The sequence below is a fragment of the Akkermansia sp. UNK.MGS-1 genome (assembly GCF_000980515.1).
In the GTDB taxonomy this organism is placed as follows: Bacteria; Verrucomicrobiota; Verrucomicrobiia; order Verrucomicrobiales; family Akkermansiaceae; genus Akkermansia; species Akkermansia muciniphila.
This window is the reverse complement of sequence record NZ_LBCB01000039.1, coordinates 53,794-71,702: the sequence shown is the minus strand read 5'-3', so window position 1 is coordinate 71,702 and position 17,909 is coordinate 53,794. Positions and strand designations below refer to the sequence as shown.

Genomic DNA, 17,909 nt, shown 5'->3' with positions numbered 1-17,909 from the left:
AATAATGAATGGGTTAAAACTGGGGGTCCCGGTCTCCGATGACCTGGGCTTCCGATTTCAGGTCGATGCCGCGGTTTTCCTTGGCCTCCTTGCGGATCATGTCGATCAGGATGGTGATGTCCCTCGCTCTGGCATGACCCCGGTTGATGATAAAATTGGCGTGCACGTCTGATACGCAGGCGTCTCCCACGCAGGCGCCTTTCAGCCCCAGTTCATCAATGAGCCTGCCTGCCGGGATTTCCGGCGGGTTTTTGAAGATGCAGCCGGCGCTGGCTCCGACGGGCTGGGAAAGCTTCCGCCTGGCCCGTGCCGCCTCCAGAAGACGCTCCATTTCTTCCGCAGGGGCGGGCTGCGCCTCAAACACGGCCTGAAGCACAAAATTGTGGACCAGGTCCGGAATGGAACGGTACTGGGCGTTCAATTCTTCCCTTGTATGGCTGCGGATTTCCCCGTCTTCATCCAGACAGGTGACGGAAACGAGGTTTTTGACCATATCCATGCCCATGGCTCCGGCGTTCATGCGGAGGCTTCCTCCCACATTGCCGGGAATGCCGTCCATCCATTCCAGGCCGCCAAGGCCGTTCTGGACGGCGGTGGAAACCAGTTTTTTCAACCGCACGCCCGCTCCGGCGGTGAGGCGGTTCCCCTGGATTTCCAGCACATCGAATTCTCCCCCGGAGGGGTGGATGACGGCGCCGCGCAGTCCGCCGTCCCTGACAATGATGTTGGAACCGCGGCCAATGACGTGTACGGGGATATTCCTGTCCCGGCAATAGTTGACGGCCGCCTGCATTCCGGAAAAGGTGGAAGGCTCCAGCCAGTACTGGGCGCATCCGCCTACTCCCATGGTGGTATGGCGTGACATGGGTTCGTACAGTTTGCCTTCCAGAGAACCGCCCGCAGTGCGTTCCAGATCCTCCAGCAGGGCCAGGTCGCGCGCGATGCGCATGCCGCATTCATGGACGTTCCCTGCTCCCAGCGTCAGGAACAGGTCTCCGGGTTTCAGCGCGTTGCCGATGGTGTGGTGGGCTATGCCCAGGTCGGGAAGGTAACGGGTTTCCACGGGGCCGTGCCTGTGCATGGCGTTGATGATCGTCTGCCCGCTTACCCCTTCAATAGGCAGTTCGCTGGCGGGATACACGTCCGCTACGAAAACGAGGTCCGCCTCCTGGAGCACCTTGCCGAAGTCATCCGCCAGAAGCTGCGTGCGCGTGTAGCGGTGCGGCTGGAAGTAAACTACCAGGCGGTTCGGCTGGAGGGAACGGGCAGTTTGGAGCGTGGCGGCTATTTCCGTTGGGTGGTGGCCGTAGTCGTCCACAATCCGGATGGAGGAGGAAAGGTATTTGGTTTCAAAGCGCCGTTTGGCTCCCGCAAAGGAGGCCAGGCCCCGCATCACCGCCGGGAAATCCACGCCCAGTTCCGTTGCCAGAGCAATCGCGGCCAGGGAATTCAGGACATTGTGGCGTCCGGGTATGCCCAGCTCCACGCGGCCCAGTTCCTCTTTCCCCTTCAACACGGTGAACAGGGTGCGTCCGCGGCGTTCCAGCACGTCCGTAGCGGTGTAGTCCGCATCGGACCAGCCGTAGGAAACGGAATTGGGGTACTTGGCGCAGACATCCTCAGCGCCGGGATGCGCGCGGCAATAAATAATCTTGCCGCGCGTCTGGGAGCAAAGCCGGTCGAACACGGCCTTGATTTCATCCAGATCCTTGTAGTGGTCCAGGTGTTCCGGTTCAATGTTGAGGACGATGCTGTGCTCCGGAATGTAATTTACCAGCGTGCCGTCGCTTTCATCCCCTTCCGCCACCAGGTATTCGCTGTCTTCATTCCAGTGGGCGTTGGTTCCCAGCACGGGGATTTCCGCCCCCACGTAGTGACACGGACGCATGCGGCCTTCCCTCATCAGGTGCGCGCAGAGGGCTGAAGTAGTGGTTTTTCCATGCGTACCGGAGACCACGACCCCTTTCTTCCCGTTCAGGATGGCTGCCAGGCATTCCGCGCGGCGCATGCAGGGAATATTCAGCTTGCGCGCTGCCGCCAGGGCCGGATTGTCCGCCCGGATGGCACTGGAATAAATGACAATTTCCGCATCGGAAACGGCGTCTGCGGAATGCGGGCAGGAGAAAGACAGCCCCAGGCTTTGAAGCCGTTCGGTCTCTGCGCTGGTCACCCGGTCGCAGCCGCTCACCCGGTGCCCCATTTCCATCAGCATGAGCGCCAGGCCGGACATGCCTGACCCGGCTACCCCGATGAGATGTAGGCGTGCCGGGTGTTCCCTGTCTGTCAGTCTTTTGCGTAAGGTTTCAATCATGGGAGGCTGCATGGTCCGTATGTTCAATGACATTGGCGATGCGGGATACTGCATCAGGCATGTCCAGACGTAAAGCACATTCATTCATGGAGGCCAGCAGGGAGGAATCCTTGAGTACTTCATTCAGGAAAGCCGCAATATCGTCCGACGTGAGGGTGTTTTCACGCATCATGCGCGCCGCGCCGTGGGCCGCGAAAACGCGTGCGTTGTGTGCCTGGTGATCGTCTGCGGCGAAGGGGTAGGGAACCAGCAGGGCGGCCTTCCCCATATGGGCCAGTTCCGTAAGGCTGGACGCCCCGGAACGGGAAATGACCACATCCGCTGCGGCATAAGCGGCAGCCATGGCGGAACAGAATTCAATGACGTGCACGTGGGGCATGTCCGCCGTCAGCTGGCTGACGCGTGCAAAGTCCGCGGAGCCGGTGATGATGAGAAAGTCGCACAGGTCTGCGCATTGCCGGGCGGCTTCAATGACTAGGGAATTCAGATTCCTGGCCCCCTGGGAACCGCCCATTACCAGGGCCACGCGGCGGTCCTGGGGCAGGTTGAGCTCCGCCCTGGCTTCGTTTTTGTCTTTCCGGGCCACCATTTCCTGGCGTACCGGAGTGCCGGTGACAATGCATTTGGCGGGATTGAAGTAGTGCCTGGCTTCCTCAATGCCCAGCAGCACGTTCGTGCAGCATTTGGCGGTCATGCGGTTGGCCTTTCCGGGCAGCGCGTTGGAATCGTGCACGTAGGTGCGGATTCCCTTGCGGTGGGCGGCGTAAACGGGAGGGAATGAAGTGAATCCTCCCATGCCGATGACGACGTCCGCTTCCACCTCGTCCAGAAGATGGCGGCTGAAACGGATGGCTTTGTACAGCCTGACGCCGAACCCCAGCAGGGACAGGGATGGGATTTTGGGCATCGCGATGGCCTCAATGGTGCGGAAGTCAAGATCCCCGTAATTTTTGCTGGCTTGGGCGTCCACTTTCTTCTGGGAGATGAGGAGCGTGACGCGGTGGCCGCGCTTTTTAAGTTCCTGGGCTACGGCTATGCCGGGAAAAAGGTGCCCCCCCGTGCCGCCGCAGGCGATCACGATGTTCAGGGAGGGATGTTTGAGAGAGGGTTCAGTCATAATCTTACGTCAATGGAGCGTTCGTCTTTGCGGGTGATTTCACAATTGGGCTGGGCGCCGGTGGAAAACCTCTGGATGCTGGTGAGCATGCCCAGGGCGGCCAGCGTAAAGACCAGGTTGGTGCCCCCGAAGCTGATGAAGGGCAGCGGCAGGCCGGAATTGGGCACGGCGTTGGTTACCACGGCGATGTTCAGGATGGCGGGACAGAAAATGATGGCGACAATCCCCACGGCCAGAAACCGTCCGTAGGTGTCCCGGCACTGCATGGCCACGCCGATGCCGGCATACGTCATCAGGAAATAGCAGAGCAGGACGAACATGGTCCCGTAAAAACCGAATTCCTCTCCCAGCGGCGCGAAAATGAAGTCCGTGTGGGCGAAGGGAAGCGTGCCGTGTTTTTCCGCGCTGTTTCCCAGGCCCACCCCGTCCAGCCCCCCTCGGGACAGGGCGATGGAAGCACGGTACTGCTGGAGGCCGGCGCCCAGGCGGTGGGCGTCCAGGTCTTTCCAGGCCAGGAAACGTTCCAGGCGGTTGGCGTTGCTCTGCACCAGAACGTACAGGGCCGTTCCGGCCAGGGCGAAAGCCCCGCCCAGGTAAATTTTGCGCGTTCCGGCCACAAACATGACGCAGAACGCGGCCAGGGCCAGGGCTACGGAGGTGCCCATGTCCTTTTCAAAAAGAATCAGGGCAAGAGGAATGCCGAAGATAAGGCCGGGCATCACAAAACCCCACCAGAAAGAGGTGGTGCGGTCCCGGTACAGGGCCAGCCAGTTGGCCAGGGCCATCATCATGCAGAGTTTGGCGCATTCGCTGGGCTGGAACTGCATGCCGATGGTGATCCAGCGGCGTTCCCCGTTGATTTCCTTCCCGATGCCGGGCACATAGCACAGCACCAGCAGAAAACAGGCCCCTCCAAGGATCCACCAGATATACTTCCTCCATATCCGGTAGTCTATCCGGGAGAGAATCATGGCCCCCACCAGCCCGGCGCAGGCAAAGGCGGTCTGCTTGAACAGGGGTTCGTACGGGTGCTTGGTTTCCTCCGCCCACGCCGCCGTGCTGGATACCATCACCAGGCCTACGACCAGAAGGCAGATGACGAAGAACCAGACCAGAATCATGCAGACTTTGGAAGACATGGCGGCGGAAGGGCAGGAAGATGCCTACTTTTTGGGGATCATGATTTTTTGCCCGATTTTGAGACGCGCTACGTCCCGGTCATTCATCTTGTTGAATTTTTGGAGGGTACGCCAGTTCATTTTGTATTTGCGGGCGATTACGGAGAGGGTTTCCCCTTTCTTCACAATGTGGGGCACGCTTTCCGGCTCCAATTCCTCCGCGGCGGACTTTTCCGGTTCAAATTTGTCTCCTGGCCGGGCCGGAATGACGAGCGTGCTTCCGCTGACAAGGCGCTGAACTTTGGGATTGACGGCTTTCAGGTCATTGACGGCCACCTGGTTGTCACGCGCGACGCGTTCCCAGGTATCCCCCGTGCGCACGATGTGGCGCGCAGGACCTGCCACCGGAGCCGCATCCGGAATGTGTTCCTCCGCCACGGGGGCCGGCTGCCTGTTGGGGCGCGCGTCCACTACCTGTTCCGGCTGCGTGATGGTGACCGGGGCCGCGGGTGGCGCCTGGGGAACCTGGGACAGAGCGGCCGGGGGCGCTGCGGGAGCGGGGCGCTGCGGGACGGTGGGCGGCGCGGGCAGGGCGGCTGCCATTTCTACGGTTTCCGCCGTGTTTCTGAACCAGGTGCTGCGGACATAAACGCCGCCGATGACGAGAAGATGAAGAAGAAGAAGGACGACGAGCCAGCGCACGACGGTGCTGCTGGGCGCATCGTCTTCAAATTCGGAAACGCGGGCGCGGTATTTGCTGAGTTTGGCGCGTAATACGGTGCCCATTTTGCGTTTCGGACGGGTGCGTCCGGTCGGATTGTGATCAGGTATTTTGGTCGTTTTCATGATGGTCGTTTTCTGGTGAATTGTCAGGAAAGGGGGGGCAGGGCATTCACCGCGTCCCTGAAGGCCTGGCCGCGCTGGACATAGCCGGTGAACATGTCAAAGGAAGAAGTGCCGGGAGAGAACAGGACGGTGTCTCCCGGCAGGGCGAGAGAACGGGCCTTTGCCACGCAGGCCTCTACATCTGCGGCTTTTTCCGTGGGGACTGCGGGGGAAAAAGCGTGCTGGAGCTGGTCCGCAATCTGGCCGAATACCACGCAGGCGCGCACTTTTTCTTTCAGCATGGGCTGCAAGGGCACGTAATCCAGCCCCTTGTCCTTGCCTCCGGCAATCAGGATGACGGGGGAATGCTGTGATTTCAAAGCCGCTTCCAGCGCGTGCAGATTCGTGGCTTTGGAATCGTTCAGCCACAAAACGCCGTCCAGTGTGCGGACGGTCTCGCAGCGGTGGCCGGGGGGCGTGAACTCTTTTAATACATCTGCGGCTGTTTTTGCGGGAATGCCCAGGTGGCGGCATGCCAGGACGGCGGCCATGGCGTTTTCCGCATTATGGCGCTGGTTCAGGGCGGTCTCTTCCAGGTTCAGCAGGGAAGCGCCGCCCTCCAGGATCAACGGTTCGCGGTAATAAAGATCAGCCGCCGGATCTTCCGGGCTGAAGGTGAGCACGGAGGCTTTCAGGTGCGGAAGCCGTTCCCCGGAGCGGACGACGGCCAGGTCTTTTTCCGTCTGGTTGTCGAAGATATGGAGTTTGGCGCGGTGGTAATCCTCCACGGATTTGTAACGGTCCATGTGGTCCGGCGCAAAATTGAGCCATACAGCCACATCCGGGTGAAAATCGCGGATGGTTTCCAGCTGGAAAGAGCTGACCTCCAGCGCCAGCACATCCGGCACAGAATCCCGGAGCAGGATTTCCGCCACCGGAACGCCGTAATTGCCGCAGGCAACGGCAGTCTTTCCGGCGCGCAGCAAAATCTTTTCCACCAGGGATGTGGTGGTGGTTTTGCCGTTGGTTCCGGTGATGGCGATGATGCGGCCATGGTAAAAGCGGCATGCCAGCTCCATTTCACCGATGGTTTCCACGCCTTCCCGTCCAAAGGATTTGACAAAGGGGCTGTCCGTCTCAATGCCGGGGGAGATGACCACCAGATCCGCATGAAAGGCGCGTCCGTCTTCCTCCGTGGCGGCGGTATGCAGGGGAATGTCTTCCGGCCATCCGTCAATGGAGGAGGAAGCGTCAAACACGCATACCCGTGCACCATGCGTCATGGCGAGGCGCGCCGCGGCGCGTCCGCTTCTTCCCGCTCCCAGAACGGCGATGTTGAGGTTATTGAGCTGCATGTTCGTGGTTTGTCAGGCGGTAGTAATCAGGAAAAGGCCCAGGAAAGCCAGCAGGAGGCTGATCATCCAGAAGCGGGCAATCACCTGCGTTTCTTTCCAGCCTTTGAGTTCAAAATGGTGGTGGATGGGAGCCATGGCGAAGATGCGTTTGCCGTGGCGCAGCTTGTAGCTGCCCACCTGCAGGACGACGGACACGGCTTCCATGACGAAGACGCCCCCGATGACGATAAAGAGAAGCTCCTGCGCCGTGCAGACGGCAGCCATACCGAACGCGCCGCCCAGGGCCAGGGAACCGGTGTCTCCCATAAATACCTTCGCCGGGTAGCAGTTGTGCCACAGGAAGCCCAGGCAGGCCCCAACCAGGGCCATCATGAAGACGCTGATTTCTCCCGCGCCGGGGTGGAAGGGAATATCCAGGGAATCAGCCGTCAGCCAGCTTCCGCAGAGGACGGCAATGATGGCGTAAGTGATGCCCGTGGCGACAGAGCAGCCGGAGGCAAGGCCGTCCAGGCCGTCCGTCAGGTTCACCGCATTGGAGGCGGACATGACCACCACGACGCCGAAAGGAATGTAAACGAACCATGGCAGGTTCACCTGGCCATAGAACGGAATGAACAGGGAGGATATGTAGTCGTGAAGTTCCACGCGGGGACTGCCTTCCGGGTACAGGTACAGGAAGGTGACGCCGGCCAGGCCGGCCAGGAACTGGACGAGGAGTTTTTTACGTGCGGAAATGCCGTCCGAGGTTTTTTTCGCCACCTTCAGGTAATCGTCCCGGAATCCCAGCAGGCCCAGCGCCAGGGTGACGATCAGGCAGGAAATGATAAAGGGATTGCCCATTCTGGCGCACAACAGGGTAGCCGCCGTCATGGAACCCACGATCAGCACGCCGCCCATGGTGGGCGTTCCCGCCTTGGCTCCGTGGAGTTCCGCCAGCTTGTGCACTTCCTCCGCTGTCCTGATGGGCTGGCCGATTTTCAGGGAAATCAGCTCCCGGATGACCCGCGGGGCGAAGATCATCGTCAAGGCAAAGGAAACCAGGCAGGCCAGGAGGGCTCTCCCTGCCGGTCCTGCAAATGCCCCTGAGGGGCTGAACTGTTCAATGAGGGAATGCATACAATTTACTGTGGCGGAAAGGTAAGGTTCATGACTTGCTCCATCCGGGCAAGACGGCTGCCTTTGAAGAGGACGATGTCTCCCGGCGCCGTATGGCTGCGGAGCCATTCGGCCGCTTCTTCCGCGGAGCTGAAGTTCAGGCGTTGAGTGAATGAATTGGGAGAAATAGCGTCCGTAATCCGGGCGGCGTCCGTTCCCACGCTGACGACGCAGTCAAGACGGAGTTCTTCCGCCGTGCGGCCCACCAGAACATGCCCTTCCTCGGAAAACACGCCCAGTTCCCCCATTCTGCCCAGCACCGCAAAGCGTCTGCCGGCGCAGGAAAGCTCTGCTAAGGTGCGCAGGGCGGCCTGCATGGAATCCGGGTTGGCGTTGTAGGTGTCATCCACTACCAGAATGCCGTTGATCCGGGAGCAGTGAAGCCTTCCGCCCGTAAGCCGCGCCTGGGTGAGACCGGAGGCGATTTGCTCTTTCGCAAGACCTGCCACCCAGCCGGCGGCGGCGGCCAGAAGCGCGTTGGTTACCATGTGCCGGCCGTGGACGGGCAATTCCACCTCTTCCCGGCAGAAATCCGGGATGGAAAGGATGAAGCGTGTTCCGTTCTCGGTAGAGACGGGATTTTCCGCGCGAACGGTTCCGGCGCCAATGCCGCAGTCAATACAGGCGGCGCGGGTGGATTGACGGATCATATCCGCATAATCGCAGTCCGCCGGAAAAATCATGAAGCCGTCTTCCGGCAGGCAGTGTGCCAACGTGCATTTTTCCCGGGCGATGTTTTCCCGGGAGCCTAGGTATTCCATATGGGAGGTGCCGATGCTGGTGATGATGCCGATTTTCGGGCGCGTCATTTCACACAGGGGAGCCAGTTCCCCGGAGTGGTTCATGCCCATTTCCCATACGGCGGCTTCGTCGGACGGGGCGGCCCGGAGGATGCTGAGGGGGACGCCGATGTGGTTGTTCAGGTTGCCCTGCGTGGCGATGGTGCGGAGCCCCTGTGAAAGAACGGAGGCCGTCAGATCCTTGGTAGAGGTTTTTCCGTTGGAGCCGGTCAGGCCGATGACGGTGAGGGTAAGCTCTGAACGCCACCAGGCGGCCAGCCTCTGAAGGGCTTCCAGCGTGTCTTCCACCAGAATGACGGCGCATGAGGGGGCCATGCCTTCCTCCACACGGCTGACGACGGCGGCGGCCGCGGTACGGGATGCCTCCGGGGCAAACAGGTTGCCGTCAAATTTTTCTCCCCCCAGCGCGAAGAAAACGGCATGGGGCGGCAAATGGCGGCTGTCCGTGCACACGCCGCCGGAAGCGACCCTGTCAAAGGGGCCGCTGACCAATTTTCCGCCGATGATGTTGCAGATGCCGTGCGCTGTGAGGGAAATCATGAAAGAAAGATGGAATAACGTGTTATGCCTGGGGGAATTCTTCCCGTTCCTTGATGAACATGTTGCGGCGCACTTCCTTGGCGTCGCTGAAATCAATGCGGCCGGTGGAAAGCTCCTGGTAATTTTCATGGCCCTTGCCCGCAATGAGGACGATGTCTCCAAGACGTGCCTGGTCAATAGCGGTGGCAATGGCCCTGGCCCGGTCCGGAATAATGGCGTATCTTCCTTCCGGCATGCCCGCCGCAATCTGGTTGATGATGGAGAGGGGTTCCTCGCTTCTGGGATTGTCGGAGGTGACGATGCAGGCGTCTGACAGGCGTGCGGCTGCGGCTCCCATCAGGGGACGTTTTCCCCTGTCCCGGTCCCCGCCGCAGCCGAACACGGTAATCAGGCGGCGGGAGCACAGTTCCTTGAGCGTCTTGCAGACGTTTTCCAGGGCGTCCGGCGTGTGGGCATAGTCAATGAAGATCTGGGCGCCTCCGGGGTGGGTGAATAGTTCCAGCCTGCCGGGGACCTGCGGAATATTCTGAAGGTTCGCAATGGCGTCCCGCACGGGGATGCCGGCGCAAATGACGGCGGCCAGCGCGGCCAGGCTGTTGTACATGTTGAACTTGCCGATCAGGGGGACACGGACCAGGTAGCTTTTCCCCTTGTATTCCAATTCGTACTCGCTGCCTTTGGCGGTGGCGTGGTGCACCAGCATGCGGAAATCCGCCCCCAGGGCGGACCCGTAGGTCTTTACGGTCATGCGGCCGGAGAACATTTCCGCCAGCCGGCGGCCGTAAGCGTCGTCGATGTTGATGACGGCCACGGGTTTTCGCCGGGATCTGGTGTCCTGCGCCATCTGTTCGAACAATTTCGCCTTGGCCTGGAAATAATTCTCCATAGTGTGGTGGTAGTCCAGGTGGTCCTGGGTCAGATTGGTGAAAATGCCCACGTTGAAATTGATGCCGGCCACGCGTTCCTGGTCCAGCGCGTGGGAAGAGACCTCCATGGAGACGCCGCGGCAGCCGTTTTCATACATTTCCTTCAGCAGGTGTTCCAGTTCCAGCGGTCCGGGCGTGGTATGGGTGGAAGGGGTGATTTCCTCTCCGTTGTCATAGGCGATGGTGCCGATCAATCCGGCGCGCAGCCAGGACTGCTTGAGCAGGGAATGGGCAATGTAGGCCGTCGTGGTTTTTCCGTTCGTCCCCGTCACGCCGATCATGGTCATGTGGCGGGAAGGGCGCCCGTTCCAGGCTGCGCCCATCAGGCTGACGGCCAGGCGGGAATCGTTCACTTCCACCCAGCTGACTCCGGCTTCCCTGGCTTCCTGCGTGCAGGGCATTTCCGCGACGACGGCGCAGGCTCCGCGGCGAATGGCCTCCGGGATGAATTCATGACCGTCCGCCCGGGTTCCTTTCAGGGCAATGTAGCAGGAACCGGGCAGAATGCGCCGGCTGTCGCATTCCAGATGTGAGATTTTCACCTGGGGGGAGCCGGTGAGCGTATGGGAGGGAAGGTCTTTGAGTAAGGTAAGTAGCTTCATGACGGGATTATCTGCGCGGCGGTTTGGATGGGGTGGAAGAGGCCTGGGCACGGGAGGCTTTTTTATTTGCCTCTGCGGAAGGGGAATTTTTGGGAATGTTCATGGCGGCCGCCAGGCGGGTGGCCAGTTTCTGGAAGACCGGGGCGCATACGGTTCCGCCTCCGGGATGGCAGTGCTTGGAAGTGGGATCGTCAATGACGACGAGGCAGACGAAGGCCGGGTCCTCCACCGGGAGCATTCCTACGAAGGAGACGGTGTAGCGGTTTTCAAAATAGCCGCCTGTAGGCTTCACCTTGTGGGCGGTTCCGGTTTTGCCTCCCACGTTGTAGCCTTCAATCCGCGCTCTTTTGGCGGTTCCGTCCAGATCCGTAACGTGGAACAGGGCGTTCCGAAGGTCCCGGGCCGTCTTGACGCTCATGACCCGGCATACCTCCACGGGGGGGGAAGGCTGGAAGTTCTTGTCATCCACATAAATGCCGTCAACCAGCCGGGGGCGCATGCGCACGCCGTCATTGGCTATGGCGGCATAAGCCATGGCGACCTGCAGGGGGGACACCATCAGGGAGTAGCCGAAGCTGATGCGGGAAAAGTTGACAAAATTGCTGCCGTCCTGGCACTGGCTGTTGGTTTCCCCCGGCAGGTCGATGCCCGTTTTGGAGGAAAACCCGTACAGATCAAAGTATTTTTTATACGTGGGCCAGCCCGATTTCAGCGCAATGCGGAAGGCGCCCGGATTGCTGGATTTTTTCAACACGCCCGCTACGGTCAGACCTCCATAGGAACGGGGGGCGTCCGTGACGGGGCGGGAACCGGGCACCGGATAGGGGGTGCAGTTAATCATGGTGTCGAACGTGGCCTTTCCGCTGTCCACGGCGGATGTGACGGAAACTATTTTAAAGGTGGAGCCGGGTTCGTACAGGGACTGAACGGCGAAATGGTAAGCGCCTTCCTGAAGGCCCTCGCGCGTATTTAAATTATAGTGGGGCCGGCTGGCCATCGCCAGAATGCTGCCGGTCTTGGGTTCCACCACAATAATGCAGCCGCGGGGTTTGTGAGTCTGATCCGTGTAAAGGGAGATGGCTGCGTCCAGCTCCTCCTCCACGATCGTCTGGTACTCCATGTTTACCGTCAGGCGCACGTTCAGCCCGTCCACGGCATCCTTGAAGCGGGAATCCGCGGAGGGAATGATGCGTCCGCGGCTGTCTTTCCGGTACTCCCTGATGCCGTTGTGGCCCAGCAGCTGGTCGTCAAGCTGCTTTTCCAGGCCGGAAAGGGCTACGGGCCGGGGGCCGCTGTCCTTCGTCTGGGCGATGTAGCCAAGAATATGCACCATGCATTCCGGCACGGAATAAACGCGTTTGGAGGAAGTTTCAAAACGGAATCCCTGGACGCGGGCGTTCTGGATAGCCTGCCGCAGCAGTTCCGCTTTTTCCTCGGACAGGTTTTTGGCAATGACGATGCGCTTCTTGGGAATCGCCCCGTCTTTTTCCACCGTATTGATGATATCCTGCACGCTCATGTCCGGCAGGAAGGGGGCAATCACTTTGGCGGCGTATTCCAGGTGCGCCTGCACGTATTCTTTCACCATCTCCGGCTCGTAAAGCTCTTCCAGCTTTTTCCTGGCCATGTCCACCCCTTCCGGCCCGTCTTCAGGCTCTTCCAGCAGGATTTTCGCCAGGTTATGTTCCTTGCTGCCGTCCTTTTTGCTGGCGGCCTGCCCCAGAATCTTGCTGCGGAAGCCGGAAACGAGCTTCTCCTTTTCCTTATCCGTTGCGGCTTTCTCCCAGAAGGGGGAATGGACGGCCTTGGAATAAGCCAGAGCCCAGCTGATAGTCTTGGGGTCGTTCAGATGATAGCCGTCCGCAATCAACTCAGAGCTCTGCATATTGCTGGTGAGGATTTCCTCATTGGCATCCATGATGCGGCCGCGCTGGGGCAGGAGAACCTCCCGTTCAATAATGCCGCCGCTGGAAACGCCGCTCGTTTTCCTGGGGGAAACCAGCTGAAGATTGACCAGCGACAACATCAGCCAGATGACCGCCGCGCCCGCCAGGCCGCACAGGACGAGGCTTCTTCTGGCAAATCTGGACTTCGTGATCGTGATCATGAACGGCTCAACGCGTTTAATGGCCTGCCGCGGCGATGCGGGAAGCGTTTTCGGAAGAAATGTATTCTACGGCTGAGGGCTCGATAGGCTGCAGATTGGACTTGTCCTGGGCCAGTCTGTCGCGGATGGCCCAGCGGCTGGTCAGGGAGGAAGTCTTGGAACGGTAATATTCCTTTGTGAGTTCGCAGGAGGCAATTTCTTCGTTCATCTGCTTGATGTCGCGCGCAACCTGGATCTGGTCGTTTTTCAGCACGGCGTAAGTGATGCCCGCCCCGCAGGTAAGGGAGGCGAAAGCAATGAGCCACATGATCATGCTCACGCTGATCTGGTGGCCGGTGAAACGTTGTTTGAATCTTTTCATGGCGGTGGCGAAAGAGAGATGGTCAGATGATTTTTTCCACGCCGCGCAACTTGGCGCTGCGGGAACGGGGGTTGATTGAAAGTTCTTCTTCTCCCGCAGTAACGGGCTTGCGGGAAAGCGGGCGGAAACAGTAATCCGGGTTGGGGCGGGGAGCCGGCCATTCCGGGCGGTCTATTTCCGGACGGCTCCGCAGCTCGAAGAACTGCTTGACCCTGCGGTCTTCCAGGCTGTGGAAGGTGATGACGGCCATGCGGCCCCCCTGCCCAAGCAGGCGCACGGAGGAATCCAGCAGGGCGTCCAGGGCATCCAGCTCGCCGTTGACGGCTATTCTCAGAGCCTGGAACGTGCGGGTGCCGGGGTGTTGCCTTCCTTTGCGCGGCAGGACGGATTCCACGATGCGGGCAAGCTGTGCGGTCGTGGTGATGGGGGCTTGGGCGCGGGCTTTTCCAATGGCGCGGGCGATGGCGCGGGAAGCGCGTTCCTCTCCGAATTGCCAGATAATGTTTGCGATTTCTTCTTCCGGGGCTTCATTCACCAGATTCCGGGCGGAGAAGGCGGCGCGGGTATCCATCCGCATGTCCAGAGGGCCGTCTTCCCTAAAGGAAAAGCCGCGGGCGGCGGTGTCAAGCTGGTGGGAGGAAACGCCCAGATCCGCCAGCAGCCCGTCCACCCGGGAAACCCCCTGCTGGGAAAGAATGCTTTCCACATCCTGGAAGTTGCCGGCGAGCGCCTTGAAACGGGAACCGAAGCGCGCCAGTCTGAGCATGGCGGCGCGGCGGGCGTCCGCATCGCGGTCAATGCCCCAGACGGTGGCTCCCTGTTCCAGCAGAAGTTCCGTATGGCCGCCGCCGCCAAGCGTGCAGTCCACGATGAATTTACCGGGGCCTGCCTTCAGCATGTCCACCGTCTCATGCAACAGAACGGTAATGTGCCGGAAGCCGGTTCCGGAAACGGCCCCGTCCGCTTCCGCATCAACGGCGGCAACGGCGTCATCCCCCAGTTCGGAGATCAGGGCGTCCACCCTGGCAGCGGCTTCCCTGGCTTTCAGGGCTTCCGTGTGGTACGCGTCTTCCCAGTTCATGGAGGGGGCCAGCGCCTTCCAGGAGCAGACCAGCTCATCCACTCCTTTTTCCTCCGTCAGCTCCGCAATCACATGCACATGGTTGCGGCAGACGCTCCACGCCAGCACGCGGCAGGACGTTTCTTCCGCGAGCCCGTTTGCCAGGGCCAGCGCCTCCTCCGTGCGGACGTGCGTACCCGCGCCCGCGCGTAAAGAAAGCTCAATATGGTTGTCAAAAGCCCGGTTCAGGCCGGAAGACAATGCGCCCAGCTTGCCATAGGCGCCCTTTTGCCCGGCCAGGGACATCTCCGCCATGAGGCGTGCCTTTTCCTGCTGCCAGGCAACCATATCCTGCGCCGGAAGGGCATCGTGCCCCCAAAAAACGATGGAATAAGCCGTGAGTTCCGCATGCAGCCCGGTTCTGGCTCCGATGCCCAGGTCGGAAGCAAGCCAGCCCGGGCGCAATGCAAGCGTTGCGCAGGGGCGTGCCTGAGGATCGGGCGGAATGGAGGAATCTGGGGGCATGAAGGAAAGTCAGAGAATGCCGTAGGATTGGTTGATGTCGGAGATGCTGGCGTTCTCGCGCCGGGAAACTTCTTCATAGAGAGAGGGTTCCCACAATTCGAAATATCCTCTCCGCGCAGCGAGCCGGACGGAGGAACTGAGCTGTGCGTGTTCGCACATTTGCTTGGGTATCAGTAGCTTGCCTTGAGCGTTGATGACAGCCTCCACACAGTTGGCGTATAATTTACCGATGAACAGGTCGATCTGCGCTTCCGTATAGCCGGGCGTTGCTTCTATCTTGTCAATGAGTTGCTGGAATTTTTCCCGCGTATAGGCTTTGACGGTCGGCAAATCAAGGCGCCGGCCGGATAACAGGAGCAGGGCGCAACCTTCGGAGGGCCTCCATTCGGCCGGAATGGCAATCCGGTTTTTGGGGTCCAGCTTGTGCGTGTATGCACCAAAAAGGTTGTCTGATACACTGCTCATCGCATGCAAGTACACTACGTAGTGACTTCAATACACTTTAATGCACCTGAAATGTCAACCCCGTACTGGAAAAAAGTATTTTTTCATGTTCCCATGTCATAAAAAAAGCATGGATACGGTCTTGCTCCCTTCCGGGGGCGGTATTATATTCCGCGCATGATGCAGTTTTGCGTGTTGGGCAGCGGCAGCGGGGGAAATGCCACCATTGTCAGGGCGGGGGAAACCGTCCTGCTGGTGGATGCCGGGTTCAGCGCCTCCAGGCTGCGGGATAAGATGAGGTCTGCCGGCGTGGAGCCGGATGAGCTGGACGCCATTCTGCTCACCCACGAACACGCGGACCACATGAAAGGCGTACACCAGTTCACCAGAAAACATGCCGTGCGCGTTTACGCCACCCGCCATACGGCCATGTGCGTCCAGGAAAAAGCGCCGGAGGCCCCTTGGGCCTATTTTGAAAAGGGCCAATCGTTCAAAATAGGAGATATCGTCATTACCCCCTTCCCCACTTACCATGACGCCGTGGACCCGGTGGGATTCAAATTTGAAACGGAACGGTCCAGTCTGGGTTTTATTTCCGATACGGGGCAGGCTCCCGGCTGCATCGCGGAATATCTTGCCATGGTGGATAGTCTGGTGGTGGAATCAAACTATGATCCGGACATGCTGGCGGCCACTCCCAAGAGGCCCTGGCCGCTGAAACAGCGCATCGCCTCCGCGCACGGGCATCTGTCCAATGAGCAGGCGTGCGACCTGCTGAGGCGGATTGCCCATGACGCCCTGAAAAACGTGGTGCTGGCTCACCTGAGCGCAGAAAGCAATTCTCCGGCATTGGCAGAAAGCCTGATGCGTGATACCCTGCATGACATGGGGCTGGCTTCCACCTCCCTGTTCTGCGCCAGCCAGGACTCCTGCCTGCCGTGGATACGGGTCTGCTGAATACGCCTCTTTTCCTGTTCCTCCCGCCATGTTCCTCTCCACCTGTGAAATCATGAGCACGATTATTGGAGCCCTGGCGGGTTCCATCGCTTCCTCGCGGGTGAAAATGGATTTGTTCGGCGTGATTGTCTGCGGCACCTTGGCTGCTCTGGGCGGCGGAACCGTGCGTGACATCCTGCTGGACATACCGGTGTACTGGACGCTCCCCTCAGGGGAAATTTTTGTTCTGGCCTCCGTCGTCACCAGCCTGGCAACCTTTTATGTGGCCCAGAAATATCCGCCACCCATGGGCACTATCCGCGTGGCGGATGCTATCGTTCTGGCCCTTTTCGGCATGATCGGCACGGAAAAATCCTATCTCCACGGCTATACGCCCACTGTTTCCGTGATGATGGGCATTTGTACCGGCGTGGCGGGCGGCCTGCTGCGCGACGTGCTTACCGGCAACGTTCCCTACGTGTTCCGTCCCGGAGAACTATACGCCACCGCGGCCCTGCTGGGAGGCGTGGCGTACGCGGTGCTTTACTATGCCGGAATTGATTCTTCCACCTGCTTCGTGACGGGCTTCATGGTCACGCTTTCCGTACGCCTGGCGGCCATCCGCTGGAACTGGAACCTGCCTTCCTACATTCCGTTATTCACCTCGGATACCGATTCGCCTCCTGAAGAACCGGAAACTTGACAGGAGGGAATGTTTTCGTGAAGCCTTAAGAGCGTCGGCGCCTGCGGCGGCAAAAGGCAGTTCCCGCCGCGAGGGTGGTGAGAACTGCCGTGGAAGGTTCCGGAACATTATAAAAGGGCAGCATCAGGGCGTCGTATGCGTTGATTCGAGGGCCGTTCTCGCTCCCCAAGTGCAGGGTTCCATCCGTTTCATGATAATAAACGTCCCGTTTTTCCAGACCTTGTCCGTTGTCGGAGTCTGTGACGTACAGGGATTTGGCCATGCCGGTAGTGTCGTCAACCTCAATTCCCCAGCAGGTAATGGCATGACCCGGACCTGATGCAGGAGCAATGGAAAGTCCCACTACGCCGCCATTCTGGAAAAATGAGACGAGGTCTGTACCGAACTGGAGGGGAAAGTCGCTTTGCGTGAAGTATTTGCTGCTGATGAAAGGGCAGTCGCCTTCCCAGGTGGAAGAGGACAATCCCAGAGATGTAATGTATCCCTCCCAGTATCGGCCAGTATTCTGCGGTTCAGTGATGGTTTCCTTAAAATCGTATAAATAATTGTTGGGATTGAGAGGTTTCCCTCCCAGGTACCACCGCAGGCCTATTTCTATGCCTTTCCCGGTATTGGCCCAATTATTGCAAAACACATCGTAAATTTCCGTTCTTCCGCTTTCATTCTGGCCGTTGGGAACGAAAGCCGGAATGCCGGAGGAATTATTCTGCCACCATTGCAGCATATTGCTGGCTGTGGCCGCCCAGCATAAATCGGAATCTCCGTTCCAGTATTTTTTGGTATTTATGAACCCCGAATCTTCGGAAACATTATGGGCAAAATAAATGGCGGCTTGAACAGGAACCAGAGCGAAAAGGAAAAAGAGAGAAAGGGTGCGCAACATAAAACATGATATCGATAGCGAATTAACAAGCCGGAATCAATGAAAATATCCGCAAATAAATTTTTGGATGATTGCCATCCTTCCACAGAATGGAGAGGAAAGAAGAATCTGGAGTCAGAAAAACCTGTTGATGAAAGCTTC

The 17,909-nt window shown here is 59.3% G+C and carries 15 protein-coding genes; 2 read left to right on the top strand and 13 right to left on the bottom strand.

Annotation, left to right across the window (positions count from 1 at the left end; genetic code table 11):
• Positions 1–13: 13 nt before the first annotated feature.
• Genes murC through WW58_RS11170 form a run of 12 tightly spaced genes read right to left on the bottom strand, consistent with a single transcriptional unit; the run spans position 14 to position 15,267 of the window.
• Positions 14–2,311: a UDP-N-acetylmuramate--L-alanine ligase gene (gene murC, locus WW58_RS11225; protein ID WP_046437806.1), complete on the bottom strand. Its 2,298-nt coding sequence runs from the start codon at positions 2,309–2,311 to the stop codon at positions 14–16.
• A complete protein-coding gene (gene murG, locus WW58_RS11220; RefSeq protein ID WP_046437720.1) occupies positions 2,304–3,428 on the bottom strand; it encodes an undecaprenyldiphospho-muramoylpentapeptide beta-N-acetylglucosaminyltransferase in 1,125 nt (374 codons plus the stop codon). The genes murC and murG overlap by 8 nt, the downstream gene beginning before the upstream one ends.
• A complete protein-coding gene (locus tag WW58_RS11215) occupies positions 3,425–4,567 on the bottom strand; it encodes an FtsW/RodA/SpoVE family cell cycle protein (protein WP_012419710.1) in 1,143 nt (380 codons plus the stop codon). Before WW58_RS11215 ends, murG begins: the two co-directional genes overlap by 4 nt.
• Positions 4,568–4,591: 24 nt before the next feature.
• Positions 4,592–5,392, bottom strand: a complete 801-nt coding sequence (locus WW58_RS11210) for a LysM peptidoglycan-binding domain-containing protein (RefSeq protein ID WP_046437719.1) — start codon at positions 5,390–5,392, stop codon at positions 4,592–4,594.
• 23 nt (positions 5,393–5,415) lie between these two features.
• Positions 5,416–6,726, bottom strand: a complete 1,311-nt coding sequence (gene murD, locus WW58_RS11205) for a UDP-N-acetylmuramoyl-L-alanine--D-glutamate ligase (RefSeq protein WP_046437717.1) — start codon at positions 6,724–6,726, stop codon at positions 5,416–5,418.
• Positions 6,727–6,738: 12 nt separating this feature from the next.
• Positions 6,739–7,842 carry a phospho-N-acetylmuramoyl-pentapeptide-transferase gene (gene mraY, locus WW58_RS11200; RefSeq protein WP_046437716.1) on the bottom strand — a complete coding sequence of 368 codons (1,104 nt, stop codon included), beginning with the start codon at positions 7,840–7,842 and terminating at the stop codon, positions 6,739–6,741.
• A gap of 5 nt (positions 7,843–7,847) precedes the next feature.
• Positions 7,848–9,221: a UDP-N-acetylmuramoyl-tripeptide--D-alanyl-D-alanine ligase gene (locus WW58_RS11195; protein WP_022197581.1), complete on the bottom strand. Its 1,374-nt coding sequence runs from the start codon at positions 9,219–9,221 to the stop codon at positions 7,848–7,850.
• Between the two features lie 22 nt (positions 9,222–9,243).
• A complete protein-coding gene (locus WW58_RS11190; protein WP_046437714.1) occupies positions 9,244–10,749 on the bottom strand; it encodes a UDP-N-acetylmuramoyl-L-alanyl-D-glutamate--2,6-diaminopimelate ligase in 1,506 nt (501 codons plus the stop codon).
• Between the two features lie 7 nt (positions 10,750–10,756).
• Positions 10,757–12,856 (bottom strand): peptidoglycan D,D-transpeptidase FtsI family protein, encoded by a 2,100-nt coding sequence (locus WW58_RS11185; protein WP_046437712.1) that lies wholly within the window; start codon positions 12,854–12,856, stop codon positions 10,757–10,759.
• 16 nt (positions 12,857–12,872) lie between these two features.
• A complete protein-coding gene (locus tag WW58_RS11180) occupies positions 12,873–13,217 on the bottom strand; it encodes a hypothetical protein (protein WP_046437711.1) in 345 nt (114 codons plus the stop codon).
• A 22-nt stretch (positions 13,218–13,239) separates the two neighbouring features.
• The gene (gene rsmH / locus WW58_RS13640; RefSeq protein WP_237970158.1) at positions 13,240–14,802 is read right to left on the bottom strand and encodes a 16S rRNA (cytosine(1402)-N(4))-methyltransferase RsmH; all 1,563 of its coding nucleotides are present in this window, start codon (positions 14,800–14,802) and stop codon (positions 13,240–13,242) included.
• 9 nt (positions 14,803–14,811) lie between these two features.
• Positions 14,812–15,267 carry a division/cell wall cluster transcriptional repressor MraZ gene (locus tag WW58_RS11170; RefSeq protein ID WP_046437709.1) on the bottom strand — a complete coding sequence of 152 codons (456 nt, stop codon included), beginning with the start codon at positions 15,265–15,267 and terminating at the stop codon, positions 14,812–14,814.
• Positions 15,268–15,423: 156 nt separating this feature from the next.
• Between WW58_RS11170 and WW58_RS11165 the strand changes: the two genes are divergently transcribed.
• Both WW58_RS11165 and WW58_RS11160 read left to right on the top strand, forming a co-directional pair.
• On the top strand, positions 15,424–16,203 hold the full coding sequence (locus WW58_RS11165) for an MBL fold metallo-hydrolase (RefSeq protein ID WP_046437707.1): 780 nt from the start codon (positions 15,424–15,426) through the stop codon (positions 16,201–16,203).
• A gap of 52 nt (positions 16,204–16,255) precedes the next feature.
• Complete coding sequence (locus tag WW58_RS11160) at positions 16,256–16,885, top strand: trimeric intracellular cation channel family protein (RefSeq protein WP_162378776.1); 630 nt, start codon at positions 16,256–16,258, stop codon at positions 16,883–16,885.
• Between the two features lie 25 nt (positions 16,886–16,910).
• Here WW58_RS11160 and WW58_RS11155 read toward each other — a convergent pair whose 3' ends face one another.
• Complete coding sequence (locus tag WW58_RS11155; protein ID WP_012419698.1) at positions 16,911–17,768, bottom strand: IdeS/Mac family cysteine endopeptidase; 858 nt, start codon at positions 17,766–17,768, stop codon at positions 16,911–16,913.
• Positions 17,769–17,909 lie beyond the last annotated feature (141 nt).

Bases quoted from the DNA above. Each gene is read 5' to 3' on its own strand.
- murC (WP_046437806.1), bottom strand. From the start codon at position 2,311: ATGATTGAAACCTTACGCAAAAGACTGACAGACAGGGAACACCCGGCA.
- murG (WP_046437720.1), bottom strand. From the start codon at position 3,428: ATGACTGAACCCTCTCTCAAACATCCCTCCCTGAACATCGTGATCGCC.
- WW58_RS11215 (WP_012419710.1), bottom strand. From the start codon at position 4,567: ATGTCTTCCAAAGTCTGCATGATTCTGGTCTGGTTCTTCGTCATCTGC.
- WW58_RS11210 (WP_046437719.1), bottom strand. From the start codon at position 5,392: ATGAAAACGACCAAAATACCTGATCACAATCCGACCGGACGCACCCGT.
- murD (WP_046437717.1), bottom strand. From the start codon at position 6,726: ATGCAGCTCAATAACCTCAACATCGCCGTTCTGGGAGCGGGAAGAAGC.
- mraY (WP_046437716.1), bottom strand. From the start codon at position 7,842: ATGCATTCCCTCATTGAACAGTTCAGCCCCTCAGGGGCATTTGCAGGA.
- WW58_RS11195 (WP_022197581.1), bottom strand. From the start codon at position 9,221: ATGATTTCCCTCACAGCGCACGGCATCTGCAACATCATCGGCGGAAAA.
- WW58_RS11190 (WP_046437714.1), bottom strand. From the start codon at position 10,749: ATGAAGCTACTTACCTTACTCAAAGACCTTCCCTCCCATACGCTCACC.
- WW58_RS11185 (WP_046437712.1), bottom strand. From the start codon at position 12,856: ATGATCACGATCACGAAGTCCAGATTTGCCAGAAGAAGCCTCGTCCTG.
- WW58_RS11180 (WP_046437711.1), bottom strand. From the start codon at position 13,217: ATGAAAAGATTCAAACAACGTTTCACCGGCCACCAGATCAGCGTGAGC.
- rsmH (WP_237970158.1), bottom strand. From the start codon at position 14,802: ATGCCCCCAGATTCCTCCATTCCGCCCGATCCTCAGGCACGCCCCTGC.
- WW58_RS11170 (WP_046437709.1), bottom strand. From the start codon at position 15,267: ATGAGCAGTGTATCAGACAACCTTTTTGGTGCATACACGCACAAGCTG.
- WW58_RS11165 (WP_046437707.1), top strand. From the start codon at position 15,424: ATGATGCAGTTTTGCGTGTTGGGCAGCGGCAGCGGGGGAAATGCCACC.
- WW58_RS11160 (WP_162378776.1), top strand. From the start codon at position 16,256: ATGAGCACGATTATTGGAGCCCTGGCGGGTTCCATCGCTTCCTCGCGG.
- WW58_RS11155 (WP_012419698.1), bottom strand. From the start codon at position 17,768: ATGTTGCGCACCCTTTCTCTCTTTTTCCTTTTCGCTCTGGTTCCTGTT.